This is a genomic window from Paraburkholderia sp. HC6.4b (assembly GCF_014200875.1).
GTDB classification, from domain to species: domain Bacteria; phylum Pseudomonadota; class Gammaproteobacteria; order Burkholderiales; family Burkholderiaceae; genus Paraburkholderia; species Paraburkholderia tuberum.
In genome coordinates, this window is the sequence record NZ_JACHDC010000006.1 from 48,693 (window position 1) to 63,521 (window position 14,829).

The 14,829-nt window shown below is 63.3% G+C and carries 15 protein-coding genes; 12 read left to right on the forward strand and 3 right to left on the reverse strand.

The window, feature by feature from the left end; genetic code table 11:
• The first annotated feature begins 329 nt into the window (after window positions 1-329).
• The 3 genes from HDG34_RS10900 to HDG34_RS10910 are packed head-to-tail and all read left to right on the forward strand — an operon-like array spanning window position 330 to window position 3,965.
• Window positions 330-2,609, forward strand: coding sequence for an amylo-alpha-1,6-glucosidase (locus tag HDG34_RS10900; protein ID WP_184060303.1), 2,280 nt, complete (start codon window positions 330-332; stop codon window positions 2,607-2,609).
• Window positions 2,606-3,232 carry a DUF429 domain-containing protein gene (locus HDG34_RS10905; RefSeq protein WP_184059894.1) on the forward strand — a complete coding sequence of 209 codons (627 nt, stop codon included), beginning with the start codon at window positions 2,606-2,608 and terminating at the stop codon, window positions 3,230-3,232. The genes HDG34_RS10900 and HDG34_RS10905 overlap by 4 nt, the downstream gene beginning before the upstream one ends.
• Before the next feature lie 22 nt (window positions 3,233-3,254).
• Window positions 3,255-3,965 (forward strand): hypothetical protein, encoded by a 711-nt coding sequence (locus HDG34_RS10910; protein WP_311735643.1) that lies wholly within the window; start codon window positions 3,255-3,257, stop codon window positions 3,963-3,965.
• Window positions 3,966-4,098: 133 nt separating this feature from the next.
• On the opposite strand, the gene lhpH is transcribed toward HDG34_RS10910, so the two are convergent.
• Both lhpH and HDG34_RS10920 read right to left on the reverse strand, forming a co-directional pair.
• Window positions 4,099-5,106 carry a trans-3-hydroxy-L-proline dehydratase gene (lhpH, locus tag HDG34_RS10915; protein ID WP_184059898.1) on the reverse strand — a complete coding sequence of 336 codons (1,008 nt, stop codon included), beginning with the start codon at window positions 5,104-5,106 and terminating at the stop codon, window positions 4,099-4,101.
• Between the two features lie 29 nt (window positions 5,107-5,135).
• A complete protein-coding gene (locus tag HDG34_RS10920) occupies window positions 5,136-6,257 on the reverse strand; it encodes a branched-chain amino acid ABC transporter substrate-binding protein (protein ID WP_184059900.1) in 1,122 nt (373 codons plus the stop codon).
• Between the two features lie 92 nt (window positions 6,258-6,349).
• Between HDG34_RS10920 and HDG34_RS10925 the strand changes: the two genes are divergently transcribed.
• From HDG34_RS10925 to HDG34_RS10945, 5 genes are all read left to right on the forward strand, one after another.
• Window positions 6,350-7,090, forward strand: a complete 741-nt coding sequence (locus tag HDG34_RS10925) for a haloacid dehalogenase type II (RefSeq protein ID WP_184059902.1) — start codon at window positions 6,350-6,352, stop codon at window positions 7,088-7,090.
• Window positions 7,091-7,153: 63 nt separating this feature from the next.
• Window positions 7,154-8,008: a MurR/RpiR family transcriptional regulator gene (locus HDG34_RS10930; protein ID WP_184059904.1), complete on the forward strand. Its 855-nt coding sequence runs from the start codon at window positions 7,154-7,156 to the stop codon at window positions 8,006-8,008.
• 98 nt (window positions 8,009-8,106) lie between these two features.
• A complete protein-coding gene (locus HDG34_RS10935; protein WP_311734920.1) occupies window positions 8,107-8,463 on the forward strand; it encodes a hypothetical protein in 357 nt (118 codons plus the stop codon).
• 5 nt (window positions 8,464-8,468) lie between these two features.
• The gene (locus HDG34_RS10940) at window positions 8,469-9,797 is read left to right on the forward strand and encodes an aspartate aminotransferase family protein (protein ID WP_184059906.1); all 1,329 of its coding nucleotides are present in this window, start codon (window positions 8,469-8,471) and stop codon (window positions 9,795-9,797) included.
• A gap of 32 nt (window positions 9,798-9,829) precedes the next feature.
• Window positions 9,830-10,384, forward strand: coding sequence for a carboxymuconolactone decarboxylase family protein (locus HDG34_RS10945; RefSeq protein WP_184059908.1), 555 nt, complete (start codon window positions 9,830-9,832; stop codon window positions 10,382-10,384).
• A 141-nt stretch (window positions 10,385-10,525) separates the two neighbouring features.
• Here the strand turns inward: HDG34_RS10945 and HDG34_RS10950 are convergent, their stop codons facing one another.
• Window positions 10,526-10,834, reverse strand: coding sequence for a DUF4148 domain-containing protein (locus HDG34_RS10950; protein WP_184059910.1), 309 nt, complete (start codon window positions 10,832-10,834; stop codon window positions 10,526-10,528).
• Window positions 10,835-11,154: 320 nt separating this feature from the next.
• Between HDG34_RS10950 and HDG34_RS10955 the strand changes: the two genes are divergently transcribed.
• The 4 genes from HDG34_RS10955 (at window position 11,155) to HDG34_RS10970 (ending at window position 14,768) form a co-directional block, all read left to right on the forward strand.
• Window positions 11,155-11,580: an OsmC family protein gene (locus HDG34_RS10955; RefSeq protein WP_184039692.1), complete on the forward strand. Its 426-nt coding sequence runs from the start codon at window positions 11,155-11,157 to the stop codon at window positions 11,578-11,580.
• A 192-nt stretch (window positions 11,581-11,772) separates the two neighbouring features.
• Window positions 11,773-12,402, forward strand: a complete 630-nt coding sequence (locus tag HDG34_RS10960; protein WP_184059912.1) for a TetR/AcrR family transcriptional regulator — start codon at window positions 11,773-11,775, stop codon at window positions 12,400-12,402.
• Between the two features lie 57 nt (window positions 12,403-12,459).
• Window positions 12,460-14,007 carry an MFS transporter gene (locus HDG34_RS10965; RefSeq protein ID WP_184059914.1) on the forward strand — a complete coding sequence of 516 codons (1,548 nt, stop codon included), beginning with the start codon at window positions 12,460-12,462 and terminating at the stop codon, window positions 14,005-14,007.
• A 488-nt stretch (window positions 14,008-14,495) separates the two neighbouring features.
• A complete protein-coding gene (locus tag HDG34_RS10970; RefSeq protein WP_090809708.1) occupies window positions 14,496-14,768 on the forward strand; it encodes a YodC family protein in 273 nt (90 codons plus the stop codon).
• Window positions 14,769-14,829: the final 61 nt, after the last annotated feature.

A 14,829-nucleotide genomic window follows, 5' to 3' on the forward strand; every position in this document is an offset into this window, starting at 1 on the left:
AGGCCGGATAGACGCCCGACAACGCGTTCAACGACGGTCGCCAACCCACGGCTCACGAGGCCGTGGGTTTTTTTACGTTCCGCGCATCCTGCCGCCTGCACGTCCCGTGCCACCGGAAACGCCGTCAAAAAACGGCGCAAAAAGCCGAAACTCCGAGGCGATAAGCTCGTCTCACGCGGAAAGAGCCTCTACAATCGGATGGGCCGGCCCATCGGGGAGCAGGCCAACCGGGGCCCCGGTGACGGGGCAACCGGGCAATCCGGCGGCCGATCCGAGGCGAGACCCGAAGTGCAACCAAACGCAGCAGCGAATCCATAGGAGCGACCTTGATACAGCAGCCAGAAGCCCTCGGCGGGCTGACCCACTCCGGCGGCGTCGATCATCGCGAGCCCGAGCAGGACGGCGTTTTCATCCCGACGGAAAACCTTAACGTCGCGAGCGTTACGCAGCACGTGCTCAAGTCGGGCGACACCTTCGTCGTCAACGATCCGCTCGGCGATATCACCGGCCACGACGATGGCCTGTTCGTCAACGATACGCGCGTGATGTCGCAACTGCGGCTGACCTTCGGCGGCCGCGCGCCGTCGCTGCTGTCGGGCAGCGTCAGCAGCGACAACACCAGTTTCACCGCGCATCTGACCAACCGCCCGCTGCCGCCGCTCGGCGGCGACAGCACGCCCGAAGGCGTGATCCACGTCGAGCGTGTGCGCGTGCTGTCGGGCACCGTGCTCAACGAGGCGATCGAGCTCACGAACTACGGCACGCACGATGCGACCGTGCCGCTGTCGATTTCGTTTTCCAGCGATTTCCGCGACATGTTCGAAGTGCGCGGCCTGAAGCGCGACAAACAGGGTCGCGTGCAGCCCGCGCGCATCGAGAATCAGGAGGTGCTGCTCGGCTACATCGGTCTCGACGACGTGGCGCGCAACGTGCGGATCGCGTTCTCGCCGCAGCCGGACAAGCTGTTCGCCGACCGCGCCGACTACACCGTCAAGCTGCCCGCGCAGGCATGCGTGTCGATCTATCTGTCGATAGCGGTGCATGTCGTGCCGATGACCGGCAAGCCCGGCGCCGACGTGTCGCAGCCGATGCATGCGTTGAGCGAAGCGCATCTCTCGCAGATCGATGCGGAGCGCCCGCGCGTCGGCCGCACGGCGGTACGCGCGGCAATGGTGGATGCGCACCTGGTGATGCGCGAGCGACGCAACGCGAGCGCGCGCGTGCGTTCGAGCAATCCGCTGTTCAACGCGTGGATCGACCGCTCGTTCGCCGACCTCGGCCTGCTGACGACGGATCTCGCGACCGGCCCGTACCCGTACGCGGGCATCCCATGGTTTTCGACCCCGTTCGGCCGCGACGCGGTGATCACGTCGCTGCAGACGCTGTGGCTGCAACCGCATCTCGCAGCCGGCGTGCTGCGCTTTCTCGCCGAGCATCAGGCGCGCGAGAACTCGCCGTTTCGCGACGCCGCGCCGGGCAAGATCATGCACGAGATGCGCAAGGGCGAAATGGCCGCGGCCGGCGAAGTCCCGTTCGCGCTGTACTACGGCGGTGTCGACACCACGCCGCTGTTCATCGTGCTGGCCGGCGCCTACGCGGCCCGCACCGGCGACGTCGGCTTGATCGACGAACTATGGCCCGCGCTCGAACGCGCGGCGCAGTGGGTCGCGGGCGTGTGCGACAAAAACCGGCACGGGCTGCTCGATTACCAGCGCGAATCGGATGGCGGCCTCGCGAACCAGGGCTGGAAAGACAGTCACGATTCGGTGTTCCATGCGGACGGGCGCTTCCCTGACGGCCCGATCGCGCTCGTCGAAGTGCAGGCCTATGCGAGCGCCGCGTTCGACACGATGGCTCACTACGCGAAGCTGCGCGGCCTGCGCGACGCGGCCGCGCAATACGCGGAGCGCGCGAAGAAGATCCGCCGCTGCGTCGAAGAAAAGTACTGGATGGACGAGGTCGGCTTTTACGGTATCGCGCTCGACGGTCATGGCGAGTTGTGTCGCGTGATGGCATCGAACGCGGGGCATCTGCTGGCGTTCGGCCTGCCCACGCGCGAGCGCGGCGAGGCGGTGGTGCGGGCGCTCGACTCGACGCTGTTCCACACCGGCTGGGGCGTGCGCACGCTGGCCGCGAGCCAGGCGCGCTTCAATCCGATGGCATATCACAACGGCTCGGTCTGGCCGCACGACAACGCGCTGTGCGCGCGAGGGCTGTCACGCTATGGCGGCAAGGCGTCGGCCGTGAAGCTGCTGCAGGCGCTGTTCCAGGCCGCGGTCAATTTCGACATGCGCTTGCCCGAGCTGTTTTGCGGCTTCCCGCGACGCCGCGGCGAGCCGCCCACGGCCTATCCGGTCGCGTGTTTGCCGCAGGCATGGGCGGCGGGCTCGCCGTTCATGATGCTCGAGGCGTGTCTGGGCATCACGATCGACGCCGAGCGCCGCGAAGTGCTGATCGAACAGCCGATGCTGCCCGAAGGTATCGACTGGCTCGAGGTCGGCGATCTGCGGGTCGGGGATGCGTCGGTGTCGATCACGTTCCGCCGGATCGGCGAGAAGGTGGTGGCGTCGGCGGAGCAGGGCGATGTGAGGGTGGTGGCGCTGCTTTGACGCCGACCACGGTAGCGGGCATCGATGTTGGCGGCGACCGGAAGAGAAACCATCTGGTCGTCCTGCGCGGCACCGAGATCGTGAGCCATCTCGGCAACGCGACCCCCGAACAGATGCTCGAACGGTGTCGCGCACTCGAGGTGGCGGCGGTCGGCATCGATGCGCCGTGTCGTTGGCGAACAGGCGCCGCGGGACGACTAGCCGAGAAGGCGCTCGCGCGGCAGCGAATCTTTTCGTTTGCGACACCGGCTCGCGAAACGGCGATCGCCAGCAAAAGCGGCTTCTATGGATGGATGTTCAACGGCGAGCGCGTCTACGACGCATTCGTCGCGCACTTTCCGCTTTTCAGCGGCGGCGAAAAAATCAATGGTCGCGTGTGCTTCGAGACATTCCCCCACGCGATCACGTGCGCTTTCCTCGGGACGGACGTCGCATCCGCGAAGCAAAAGGGTCCGCAGCGCCGGGCAATCCTCGAACGGGAAGGTATCGCAACAGCGTCGCTGACTTCGATCGACGACGTCGACGCGGCGCTATGCGCGTTGGCGGCACGTTATCTGCTGGAAGGCAGAGTCGAAACATACGGTGACGAGCCAGGCGGATTCATCGTGGTGCCTGGACTTTGACACTCACATTCTGGGAGGACGGGTGCACCTGGCACGACGATTCGGAGTATTGCTGCTATCCATGGCGGCGTTGGGTTCGACCGCGGCATCGGCGAACGACATTCAGTGTGCAACCTCGCAGCAACCCGCTGAGCGCGTCATTTGCGATCACGCGATCCTGAACAACGAGTACGACGACATCTTCGCGCAGCAACAGGCTCTTCTGAGCAGCGGGAAACTCTCGTCCGCGCAACTGGCGAAGTGGCGGCAGGCGCGAAACGCCTGTATCGATGTGCACTGCGTGGATGGCGTGTTCGCGCAGTGGAAGGCGATGGCCCGGTCCGTCGACGTCGCTCCTCAGGCGGCCGCGCCTCAGCCGGCCGCGCCTGTCATGACGGCCTCGGAAACGGCGATGGCACCTGTCGGTCCCAATCCCGAAGCGCCTCCAGCCGTATCCGCATCTGATGCATCTCAGGTGTCCCAGGCCTCGCCGACGTCGGAGGCTTCTCTGGTGCGTCAAGGGAGTGCCGCTGGTGTGGCGCTTCCGCAGCCCGTCGCGGCGGAGGCTTCCGCGCCCGTGGCTGCCTCGGCGGCGCCCAGCCAGAGCGAATCTCGTGGCATGACCGGCATGAGCGACATCAGTGGCGGCCTGATCGTGGTTCTGCTCGTCGCGCTCGGAGCCGGTGTGTTCTTCGCGCTTCGGAACCGAAGCAGAGCGACCGCAAAGAAGACGCAAGGCAAGAACGGGCGATGAGGTGATGCCAACGCGCTGGCCTCGCGCACGAAACCGCGCTTTGACCTACCGGTCGGGCCGCTCGATTCGCCAATCAAACAACGCGGAATGCCTGTCACGGCGTTCCGCGCTAGAAGCGACTGCAAGGAACCGATTATCGGACGAGGAAACCGTAAGCCAGCGGGTCACGCTCGTCCACGATCCAGGTTGCGAAACCGCAAACGTATGCGTTGCCCTGGACCTCGGGGACGACGGCCTTGAAGTCGCCGACGGTCGTCTCACTGAGTACACGCCCCTTGAAGACCGTGCCGATGATGGACTCATTGACGAGCGTCTCGTTGCTCGCCAGTTCGCCGCGCAGATAGAGTTGCGCGACGCGTCCGCCCGTCCCTGAGCCGGTGGGCGAACGGTCCACTTCACGGTCGGCGAACACGCAACAGTTGGCTTGCGTCGAGCCTTCGTGCCGCGGTGCGTTGGCAATGATGGTCCCGTAGATGTGGTTGATTTCCGGGATATCGGGATGCTCAACCGGGTACGCGTCGTTTGCAGCTTTTTTGACCTCGGCGCCAAACTTGATCAGTTCCTCGACGGAAGACTCCCGGACTGCGAGACCGTGCGGGGCACCGTCCGTATAGAAGTAGAAGGCACCACCGAAGGCGATGTCACCCTTTACCGTGCCAAATGACGGCGTCTCGACCGTGACATCCCGTTTCCAGATGAACGACGGAACGTTGACGAAGCGTACGTTGCCGGCGTGTTCACCATCCCATTGCACGAACGCCTCGATGAAGCCACATGGAGCGTCGATGCCGATTCGCGTCTCGGGAATCTGGCGCTGAACCCAGCCCAACTCGACCGCCGCGGTAGACAGCGCGATCACGCCGTGTCCGCAGTGGTCGCTATAACCCTCGTTGTGGACGAAGATGATTCCGAAGTCTGCCGTGGGACTAACGGGTTCGGTCAGGTATCCACCGTACATGTCAGCATGACCACGCGGTTCGAACATCAGCGCGGTACGAATTTCGTCGGCGTTCTCCTTCAGCCACGCTCGACGCTTGACGATGGTGTCACCGGGAAGACGAGGAAGCCCGCTCGTCACGATACGGAACGCTTCGCCGCCGGTATGGACCTCGACCGTCGAAATAGTGCGAGTGATTTTCATGTGTGCGTTGGGGGTTATTCGATTGAACGTCACTGCCCGTAGGGCACCGGAAGCCCGTTTCTGATCACATAGACGGTCGTGGGTGCGCCCTTCAGATCGCCGTTTTCATCGAAAGAGTAGGTGCCTGCCACGCCCTTATAGTTGGTCTTTGCCAACTGGGCGGTGAGCTTTGCCTTGTCGGTCGTGGTTCCCGCTTTGACCATCGCATCGGCCAGCAGTTTTACGCCGTCGTAGTAGCTGACCGCATAAACCTGCGTGTCGGTGTTGAACGCGGCCTTGTATTTCTGCAGAAACTCACGGCCGGCTGGGGTCTTGTCGAGCGCGATGCCGCCCTGGGCGCAATACACGATAGAGGCCGCGTCACCGGCAACCCTGCCCATGTCGGCCGAGCAAATGCCATCACCGCCAAGCAGCTTGGCTCGCAGTCCGCGTGCGCGCATCTGCCTGGCCATCGGCGCGCCTTGAGCAGCGTATCCGCCGAAGAAGACGACATCCGGATTTTTGGCCTTGATGCTGGTGAGAATGCCGAGGAAGTCAGTCGCCGACGAGTTCGTGAACTGTTGGTCCACGATTTGAATTCCATTTGCCTTTGCCTCTTTGACGAACTGCTCGGCCACACCTTGCCCATATGCCGTGCGGTCGTCGATCACCGCGGCGGTCTTGGCCTTCAATGTTTTGGCCGCAAACTGACCCATCGTTCCGCCTAGCTGCTCGTCACTCGCGCCGATACGGAAGATGTTTTTGAAGCCTTGCTTCGTCAGCGCCGGATTGGAGGCAACCGGCAGCATCGGTACCCCGCCGGTGTTATAGACGCGCGATGCCGGGATAGCCACACCTGAGTTGTACGGGCCGAGGACAGCAATCACGCCGCTGTCGACGAGTTTCTGCGCGACCTGAACGCCAACCTTCGGATCTGCCTGGTCGTCCTCGGAGTCCAGTTTGAAAGTTACCTTCTGGCCAGCGACCGTGACACCGCTCCTGTTGAGTTCATCGATAGCAAGGCGGGCGCCGTTCTCGTTGTCCTTTCCGTTCGGCGCCTGGGGGCCCGTAAGCGGAGCCGAGTGACCGAGGGTGACCACCGATTGAGCATTGGCGGATGCGGTGATGCCGGCGGCTGTTAAGACAGCCATTGTTAGGACGAGGTGGCGCATATAGTCTCCAGGTATTGGACCCGTGTTTGACCAGATTAGCTGCGCTTCGGCATGGGTTCAACCTTTGAGCACGCCATCCGACAGGAGGAGTCGTGAAACTGACCGATTTCGATACACTGACTTTTGACTGCTACGGCACCTTGATCGACTGGGAGAGTGGCATCTTTGAAGGCCTTCGGCCTCTGCTGGAGCGAGCCAGGACGCCGCTCACGCGTGACGAGGTTCTCGAAGCGCACGCTCGCCACGAGTCGTCGCAGCAGAACTTCACCCCTGCGAAGCGCTATCAGGAACTGCTTCCCATCGTATATAAGCGCATGGCTGAAGAGTGGGGCCTGCCCTATACACACGAAGAATGCGTGGCGTACGGCCAGTCGATCAGAAACTGGCCGGCATTCGCCGACTCCGCGCTCGCGCTGCAATATCTGAAGAGGCACTACAAGCTGGTCATCCTGTCGAACATCGACAACGAAAGTTTCACCTTCAGCAACGCCAGGCTGCAGGTTGAGTTCGACGCTGTCATCACAGCGGAGGACGTCGGGTCCTACAAGCCGTCGCCGCGAAACTTCGAGTACATGCTTCAGAAGCTCGATCAGCGCGGCATCAAGAAGGAAAAAATCCTTCACACGGCAGAAAGCCTCTTCCATGACCACAAGCCTGCAAACGAGTTCGGCCTGGCGTCGTGCTGGATTTACCGCCGTCATTCGCAGCCGGGCTTTGGCGCGACGATGAACCCGGGCTCGCAGCCTGACATCGACTTCCGCTTCGACAGCATGGCGGACTTCGTCGACGCGCATCGGGAAGCGCTGGTGAACCGAGCATCTTCGCGCCGTTGAAACGCGCCTGTCCGGTGGTAACATTTGTTGTCATCTCTCACCTCGGCGCCGACCCACCTCCCCATGCCAGACAGCTTCGATCAGCTCGTCGCCCTGATCCGGGCGCGCTTTCCCGAACTGAGCCCGCAGTTCCAGATGGGAGCGGGCTTCCTGCTCGATCATCCCGACGAGGTCGCGGTGTCGTCGATGCGCAAGGTGGCCGAGCGCGCGCAGGTGCAGCCCGCGTCGCTGGTGCGGCTGTCGCAGCAACTGGGGTTTCCCGGCTGGAACGAATTGCGCGATCTGTTCGTCGCGCGCGTGCGCACGTGGCCCGAGCCGTTGACGAGCCGGGCGCGCTCGATGGTCAAATCGAAAGATGCGCTCGCGAACGATCTTCTCGTCGCGCAGCAGCACAATCTCGAAACGACCGCCGCGCATAACGGCCGCGTGATCGTCGAGGCCGCGCGCGTGTTGCGGCGTGCGTCGCACGTGCACGTGGCGGGCTTCCGCTCGTGTTACGCGGTGGCGTTCGGTCTCGTCTATGGCTACCGGCTGTTTCGTCCGTCGGTGTCGCTGCTCAACGGCGAGGCCGGCACGCTGGAAATGCAACTGCGCACGATCGAGCGCGACAGCGCGACCATCGTCATCAGCTTCGCGCCGTATTCGGTCGAAGCCGCGCGCGTCGCCGAGGCCGCGCTCGAAAAAGGCAGCAAACTGATCGCCATCACCGACAGCGCCGTGTCGCCGATCGCGTTGAACGCCGACAAGGTACTGATCTTCTCGCACGAAAGCCCGTCGTTCTTTCCGTCGCTGGTGGCCGCCACCGCGATCGCCGAAGCGCTGGTCGCGCATTTGCTCGCGCTCGAAGGCGCGGATGCGCTCGAGCAGCTTGCGCTCGCCGAACAATCGTTGCATGCGAAGGGCGCGTACGTGCCTTGAGCGATTGTGTGAGGCACGCCACGCTCCGTTCGATATCGTTCAACGGCATTTGACAACAAATGTTGTATTGGCGTATAAATACGTACCGATTGTTGAATATGGTGCGACCCGTGGCGTCGATGCAGGAATTCAGTGTTTTTTCAGGTCAGCGGCGAGCCGTACGACATCGGCTACCGGCTTGGCGAAATCGCCTCGCCGCGGCCGGCCCGCTGCAACCGGCAGCCCTGCTCGACGTACTGCACGATCGCACGCCGTCGGGCTTGCCGATCTATCGCGACGATCCTTACGATCCCGACGACGAAAACACCCTCGCCACCGCGCTGTTCGAAATCGGCAACGCTGGTGTGTCGATGAAAGCGTATCGCCAGAAGCAATGCGCGTTCGACACTTTCGTCGCGTGCGCGACGCCCGAACCGGCCCGCGTTTCAGCGCCCGCCGCCCTCACCAGGAACTGAACATCATGTCCACCGTTTTTCATCGCTCTCCGAAGCAATCCTTGCCGGTGGCCGTCGCGGGCGACGGCATCGAAATCATCGACTCCACGGGCAAGCGTTATATCGACGCGTCGGGCGGCGCAGCCGTGTCGTGCCTCGGTCACAGCAACCAGCGCGTGATCGACGCGATCAAGCGGCAAGCCCAACGGTTGCCGTACGCGCACACGTCGTTCTTCACGACGGAGCCGGCCGAACAACTGGCTGACCGGCTCGTCGCGAGTGCGCCGGCCGGACTCGAGCACGTGTACTTCGTGTCGGGTGGCTCGGAGGCGATTGAGGCGGCGCTCAAGCTCGCGCGTCAGTATTTCGTCGAGAAGGGCGAGACGCAGCGGCGCCATTTCATCGCGCGTCGGCAGAGCTATCACGGCAACACCCTCGGCGCACTCGCGATCGGCGGCAATGCATGGCGCCGCGAGCCGTTCCTGCCGATCCTGATCGAAGCGCATCACGTGAGCCCGTGCTACGCATATCGCGAGCAGCGCGCGGACGAAACCGAAGAAGCGTTCGCTCAGCGTCTCGCCGATGAACTCGAGCAGAAGATTCTCGCGCTCGGCGCGGACACGGTCGCGGCGTTCGTCGCGGAAACGGTGGTCGGCGCCACGGCGGGCGCGGTGCCGCCGGTGCGCGAATACTTCCGCAAGATCCGCGCGGTGTGCGACCGCTACGGCGTGCTGCTGATTCTCGACGAGATCATGTCGGGCATGGGCCGCACCGGCTATCTGTACGCGTGCGACGAAGACGGGGTGGCGCCCGATATGCTGACCATCGCCAAGGGCCTTGGCGCGGGTTATCAGGCGATCGGCGCGACGCTGGTCAGCGACCGCATCTATCAGACCATCGTCGGCGGCTCCGGCTTCTTCCAGCATGGCCATACCTATATCGGCCATGCGACCGCGTGCGCGGCCGCGCTCGAAGTGCAGCGCGTGATCGCGGAAGACGATCTGCTGGCGAACGTGCAGGCGCGCGGCGAGCAGTTGCGCGGCCGGCTGCGCGAGCACTATGCGCAACATGCGCATATCGGCGACGTGCGCGGGCGCGGCTTGTTCGTCGGCGTCGAACTCGTCAAGGATCGCGTTACCAAAGAGCCGTTCGACGCCAAACTGAAACTGCACGCGACGATCAAACGCGAAGCGTTCGCGCGCGGCCTGATGGTGTATCCGATGGGCGGGACCGTCGACGGCAAGAGCGGCGACCACGTGCTGCTCGCGCCGCCGTTCATCTGCACGGAGCGCGACATCGACGAGATCGTCAGCCGCCTCAGCGATGCGATCGGCGCGTCGCTCGCCGCCCGCTGAGATTCGACCCACCGACTTTTGCGAGAACGACGATGACCGAGCGCTTGCCTCACTTCGACATGTCCACTGCCACGCCCGAACAGAAGGCGGTGCTCGACGAAATCCTGTCCGGCCCGCGCGGCAACCTGAATGGGCCGTTCCTCGGCTGGATTCACAGCCCCGATCTCGCGCAGCACGCGCAACGCCTCGGCGCGTTTTGCCGCTACCAGACCGGGCTGCCGCTGCGGCTGTCGGAACTCGCGATTCTGGTGACCGCTTCGCGCTGGCAGGCCCAGGCGGAGTGGTACATCCACTATCCGATCGCGCTGCAGGCGGGCGTCGGCGAAGCGGACGCCGAGGCGATCCGCCAGGGGCGCCGCCCCGAGTTCGCCGATGCCGACGACGCGCTGATCTACGACTTCGCGAGCGAACTGTACGAGACGAAGCGCGTCACGGCCGCGACGTATGCGCAGGCGGTCGGGCGTTTCGGGCATCAGGTCGTGATCAACCTGGTCGGCCTGCTCGGCTACTACGCGCTGGTCGCGATGACGCTGAACGTGTTCGACATGCGCGCAGTGGGGCAGCAAAGCCTGCCGTTTCCCGAATAGCGCTTTTGCCAACGAGCGGCTGCGCAGCGGCGCCGCGCGCGCCAACGAAAAGCCCCGGTTGCCGAACTTCGCAACCGGGGCTTTTTACTGCACGATGCATTAACGACTTGCGCGCTCAGTTATCACGATCAGTTACCGCGATCAGTTACCGCGATACGTCGAAAAGAGACGTTGCTGCACCGTCGCCGGCGCGCCCGCGTCCGACGAACTGGCCTTCGCGCCGCCGACGTCTTGCGAACCTTGCGCCGAAGCGGTGACGATCGTCGAGTCCTGGGGCACGGCCTTCGGATAGGTGGTGTCGTTCTGGTTCAGGAGGCCTGCTTTTTGCGCGGCTACGAGTTCGGCGCGCACCTGAGCGCGCGTGACCGGACCGTTTGTCTGCTGGGCGAACGACAGTGCCGGAACGATAAGAGCGGATGCGACGACGACTGCGGAAAGAAGCGATTTCATGACGACCTCCAATTGATTGTGTGGTGGATCGGTGTGAACCGCGTTCCCCGATCCGTTGAAGGCAGTCTATTTCTTACGAGGTCAGCAAAAAAGCGGCTTTCTGGCGAAATATTATTGCCAGTTTTGAGATAGTGAAAAAGGCGCATTTCCGCGCCGGGACGCGGAAGCGCCTATGATGAAATCCGGTCCACGCCCGCGCCTGCAAACCGCGCGGCACCTGCGACCGATGCCCAGGCGCGGACACATCCGGGCGGACCGCCGCGGCGGGCATCATCTTTGGTCGAGCAGCGTGCGCGGCAAGGCACAAACAGGAGAGAGCAATGAAGCGCAAGGCATCGGCAGTCTGGCAAGGCGGCCTGCAGAACGGCAAGGGCTCGATTTCCACCGACAGCGGCGTCCTGAAGGACACCCAGTACTCGTTCGCGACGCGCTTCGCGGACGGCATCGGCACGAATCCGGAAGAGCTGATCGCGGCTGCGCATGCGGGATGTTTCTCGATGGCGCTGTCGGCGGAGCTGGGCAAGGCCAACATCACGCCGGAGCGCATCGGCACCACGGCGACCGTCACGCTCGACAAGGACGGTGGCGGCTTCGCGATCACCGCGGTGCATCTCGACGTCACCGTGAAGATTCCGGGCGGAGACAAGGCCGCGTTCGACAAAGCCACCGCGGACGCGAAGGCCGGCTGCCCAGTGTCGAAGGTGCTGAATGCAACGATTACGATGGATGCGAAGCTCGAGACCTGAGCCCCTGCTGTCACTGTGAGCGCGCAACGAAGCCGGCGACGGGCCATGTCCGCCGCCGGTTTTTTGATGCCGGTTGTCGAATGAACGGATGACCCCGACGCGAGTAGGCCTACGGAATGCCATCCTTGATTTATTGAACATCCAGTCATAATATCAACAGACCGACGCAACCAGGCAACAAGGTCATCGCAATTGAGTAATTCAAAGCAAGCCGCGAAAAAAGCTGGCGAAACATGTCAGCGCGGCCGTCCGCGCGAGTTCGACACGGCCACCGTGCTGGCGAACGCGAGCCAGGTGTTCTGGGATCACGGCTATCACGCGACGTCGATCGACGATCTGTGCAAGGCCACCGGTCTGCTGCGCGGCAGCCTCTACGGCGTATTCGGCGACAAGCACGGCATCATGCTCGCCGCGCTGGATCATTACTCGGAAGGCGCGGTCGCGCGGCTTGCGCAGCGACTGAGCGCGACGGCCGAGCCGGAGCAGGCGCTGCGCGACGCGCTGCTGCACTACGCGAGGGTGTCCTGCGCATTGAGCGGCCGGCGCAGCTGTTTCATTACGAATACGACGCTCGAAATGCAGCCCGATGACGAAGTGCTGCGCGCGCGCGTCGCCGCGATTCAGCGCCGCATGGCGACTTTGCTCGCGGCGGCGGTGATCCGCGGTCAGGCGAGCGGCGCATTCGATTCGACGCTCGACGAACAAGCCGTCGGCGATTTCCTGCTATGCGTGATGCAGGGCTTGCGGGTCATGGGGCGGGTCGCGCATCAGCAAGACGCGCTGATCGGTATCGTCGATGTGGCGATGCGCGCGCTGGTGTAACGCCTCGTCCGCGAGCAGTGGCGCAAAATTTTTTAACCAATTTTTGAACGATCGGTCATGAAACGTGAGGCAATCAAGTCCGCTCCGGCGGCATTCGGTGGGTCCGTCAGCTGCGCGGCGAGCGCAGCCGTGACCGGTCCCGGCCCGGCGATGGCCGGCATGGCTGTCGCCGCCAAAGCGTCGGCGCCCGGCTTTCAGCGCCAGGCGCTCGCGCTCGCCGTGCTGTTCGTCGGCGCCTTTCTCGCGCCGCTCGATTACTTCATCGTCAATCTGGCGCTGCCGTCGATTCACACGGGCCTCAACGCGAGCGACGCGCAACTGCAACTCGTCGTGTCGGCTTATGCGTCCGCCTACGCGGTGCTGCTGATCACGGGGGGCCGCCTTGGCGATCTGTTCGGCCGCCGTCGCATGTTCATGACGGGCATGGCGGCTTTCGTGATCGCGTCGGCGTTGTGCGGCTTCGCGACGAGCGGCCACATGCTCGTGATCTCGCGCATCGTGCAAGGCATCGCGGCCGCGGTGATGGCGCCGCAAGTGCTCGCGACGATTCGTGCGGTCGTGCCGTTGCATCAGCAGACGCGCGTGATGAGTCTGTATGGCTTCGTGTTCGGCTTGTCGTCGATCGTCGGGCAACTCGGCGGCGGCGCGCTGATCACGTATCACCCGTTCGGGCTCGACTGGCGCGTGATCTTCCTGATCAACATCCCGATCGGCATCGCGGCGTTCGTCGGCACATGGAAGTTCGTGCCGGAGAACCAGCCGGCCACGCATACCGGCGTCGATCTGAAGGGCGTCGCGCTGCTGTCGGCGGTGCTGCTGCTCGTCATCTATCCGATGACGCATGGCCGTGAAGCCGGCTGGCCCGCGTGGACCTTCGCCATGTTCGCACTCGCGGTGCCGGTGTTCGCGCTGTTCGTCGCGACCGAGCGGCGCGTCGAGCGCGCTGGCGGCCATCCGCTCGTCGACCTGCAACTGTTCCGCAATCGCGCGTTCGCGCTCGGTCTCGTGCTCGCGTTCCTGTTCTATTGCAATAGCGCGTTCTTCCTGACCTACGGCATCTTTCTGCAAACCGGCCTGCACTGGACGCCGCTCGCGTCGGGCATCGCGATCATGCCGTTCGCGCTCGGCTTCGTGATCGGGCCGTTGACGTCGCCGGCCGTGGTCAAGCGCATCGGCGCCCATGTGCTGACGCTCGGTTTCTCGATGATGACGCTGGGCTTCACGGTGACCGGCTGGTCCGCGACCCAATCCGCGACGCCCGATCTGCTGTTCTACTGCGGGCTAGTGTGCGCGGGCGTCGGACATGGTCTGCTGTTGCCGTCGATCATGCGCATCGTGCTGCAGGAGGTGGTGCCCGAGAAGGCCGGGCTTGCATCGGGTGTGGTCTCGTCGACGTTGCAGATCGGCTCCGCGTTCGGCACCGCGGCGATCAGCGGCGCGTTCTTCGGGGCGCTCGGCGGCAGTTCGGCACCCGCCTCTTATGCGCACGCGTTCCAGCTGAGCCTCGCTATCAATGCCGTGCTGATGTTCGTGTGTATCGGCCTTAGCGTGCTGCTGGTACGTCATCAGCAAGGCGTGCGGCGCTCGGTGGCCCCGGCAGTTTGAAATTAATCCGCTGGTAATCGTTTTCATTTGTTAGCTTGCTGAAAAAAATCGTTCAATTTGAACGAAGCGGTATAACGAACTGCATGGTATTTACCGGCGATCTACTCGTTCACAGGTAATTCTGATTTAGATCAAACTGGCTCATTCAGATTAACGGCTCGACGACATCGCGTCAGCTTTCTCTAATCAGACGAAACCGGCCTTGCATTTTCTACCGGTCTGCAAACGGCCTGCAGTAAGTGTTGCGTTTGTGCGGTAGCGCACATAGGGTTAGCCGCAAGCTGTCGCGATGATTGTTTTCGGTAATGCCGGGAACTTTAGCCAGCGAGCATGGACTGCGGGTCTAATGGAAACGGTATCAATAAAAAAGCGCTTGCCGCGTTTAAATTCGATTGTTAATCTGTCTTAACTTTAGAGTGTACGTTCAACAGGTCGGAGTCGATAAAGCCGGGCTCAAGTTAATAACGCTCAAGATAGGGGGACCCAATATGCTGACCGCTACCATTGACGCATTCCAGACAACATCCGCCGCCGCCTTCAATGTGGGCGACGTCGTCAAGTTAAAAGAAGGGGGCCCGCGCATGACCGTGACGTACGCAGGTCCGGTCGCGCTGAATCCCGGCGACTGGGTGATCTGCGAGTGGTTCGACGAACACGGCGAACTGCGCCACGAAAGCTTTGCGGCGCAAGCCGTGCGGGCGGAGCCGCGCTCCATTCCGGCGGGCTCGGTACAGTGGAGTCGCATCGGGCGCGCGGCCTGAGTGACGCCCCTGACTGACGCCCCTGAGTGACGCCCGTGCACGTCAATCAATCGGTTTCCTG

Bases quoted from the DNA above. Each gene is read 5' to 3' on its own strand.
- lhpH (WP_184059898.1), bottom strand. From the start codon at position 5,106: ATGAAAATCACTCGCACTATTTCGACGGTCGAGGTCCATACCGGCGGC.
- HDG34_RS10950 (WP_184059910.1), bottom strand. From the start codon at position 10,834: ATGAAATCGCTTCTTTCCGCAGTCGTCGTCGCATCCGCTCTTATCGTT.
- HDG34_RS10955 (WP_184039692.1), top strand. From the start codon at position 11,155: ATGAAGCGCAAGGCATCGGCAGTCTGGCAAGGCGGCCTGCAGAACGGC.
- HDG34_RS10965 (WP_184059914.1), top strand. From the start codon at position 12,460: ATGAAACGTGAGGCAATCAAGTCCGCTCCGGCGGCATTCGGTGGGTCC.
- HDG34_RS10940 (WP_184059906.1), top strand. From the start codon at position 8,469: ATGTCCACCGTTTTTCATCGCTCTCCGAAGCAATCCTTGCCGGTGGCC.
- HDG34_RS10935 (WP_311734920.1), top strand. From the start codon at position 8,107: ATGGTGCGACCCGTGGCGTCGATGCAGGAATTCAGTGTTTTTTCAGGT.
- HDG34_RS10945 (WP_184059908.1), top strand. From the start codon at position 9,830: ATGACCGAGCGCTTGCCTCACTTCGACATGTCCACTGCCACGCCCGAA.
- HDG34_RS10930 (WP_184059904.1), top strand. From the start codon at position 7,154: ATGCCAGACAGCTTCGATCAGCTCGTCGCCCTGATCCGGGCGCGCTTT.
- HDG34_RS10920 (WP_184059900.1), bottom strand. From the start codon at position 6,257: ATGCGCCACCTCGTCCTAACAATGGCTGTCTTAACAGCCGCCGGCATC.
- HDG34_RS10970 (WP_090809708.1), top strand. From the start codon at position 14,496: ATGCTGACCGCTACCATTGACGCATTCCAGACAACATCCGCCGCCGCC.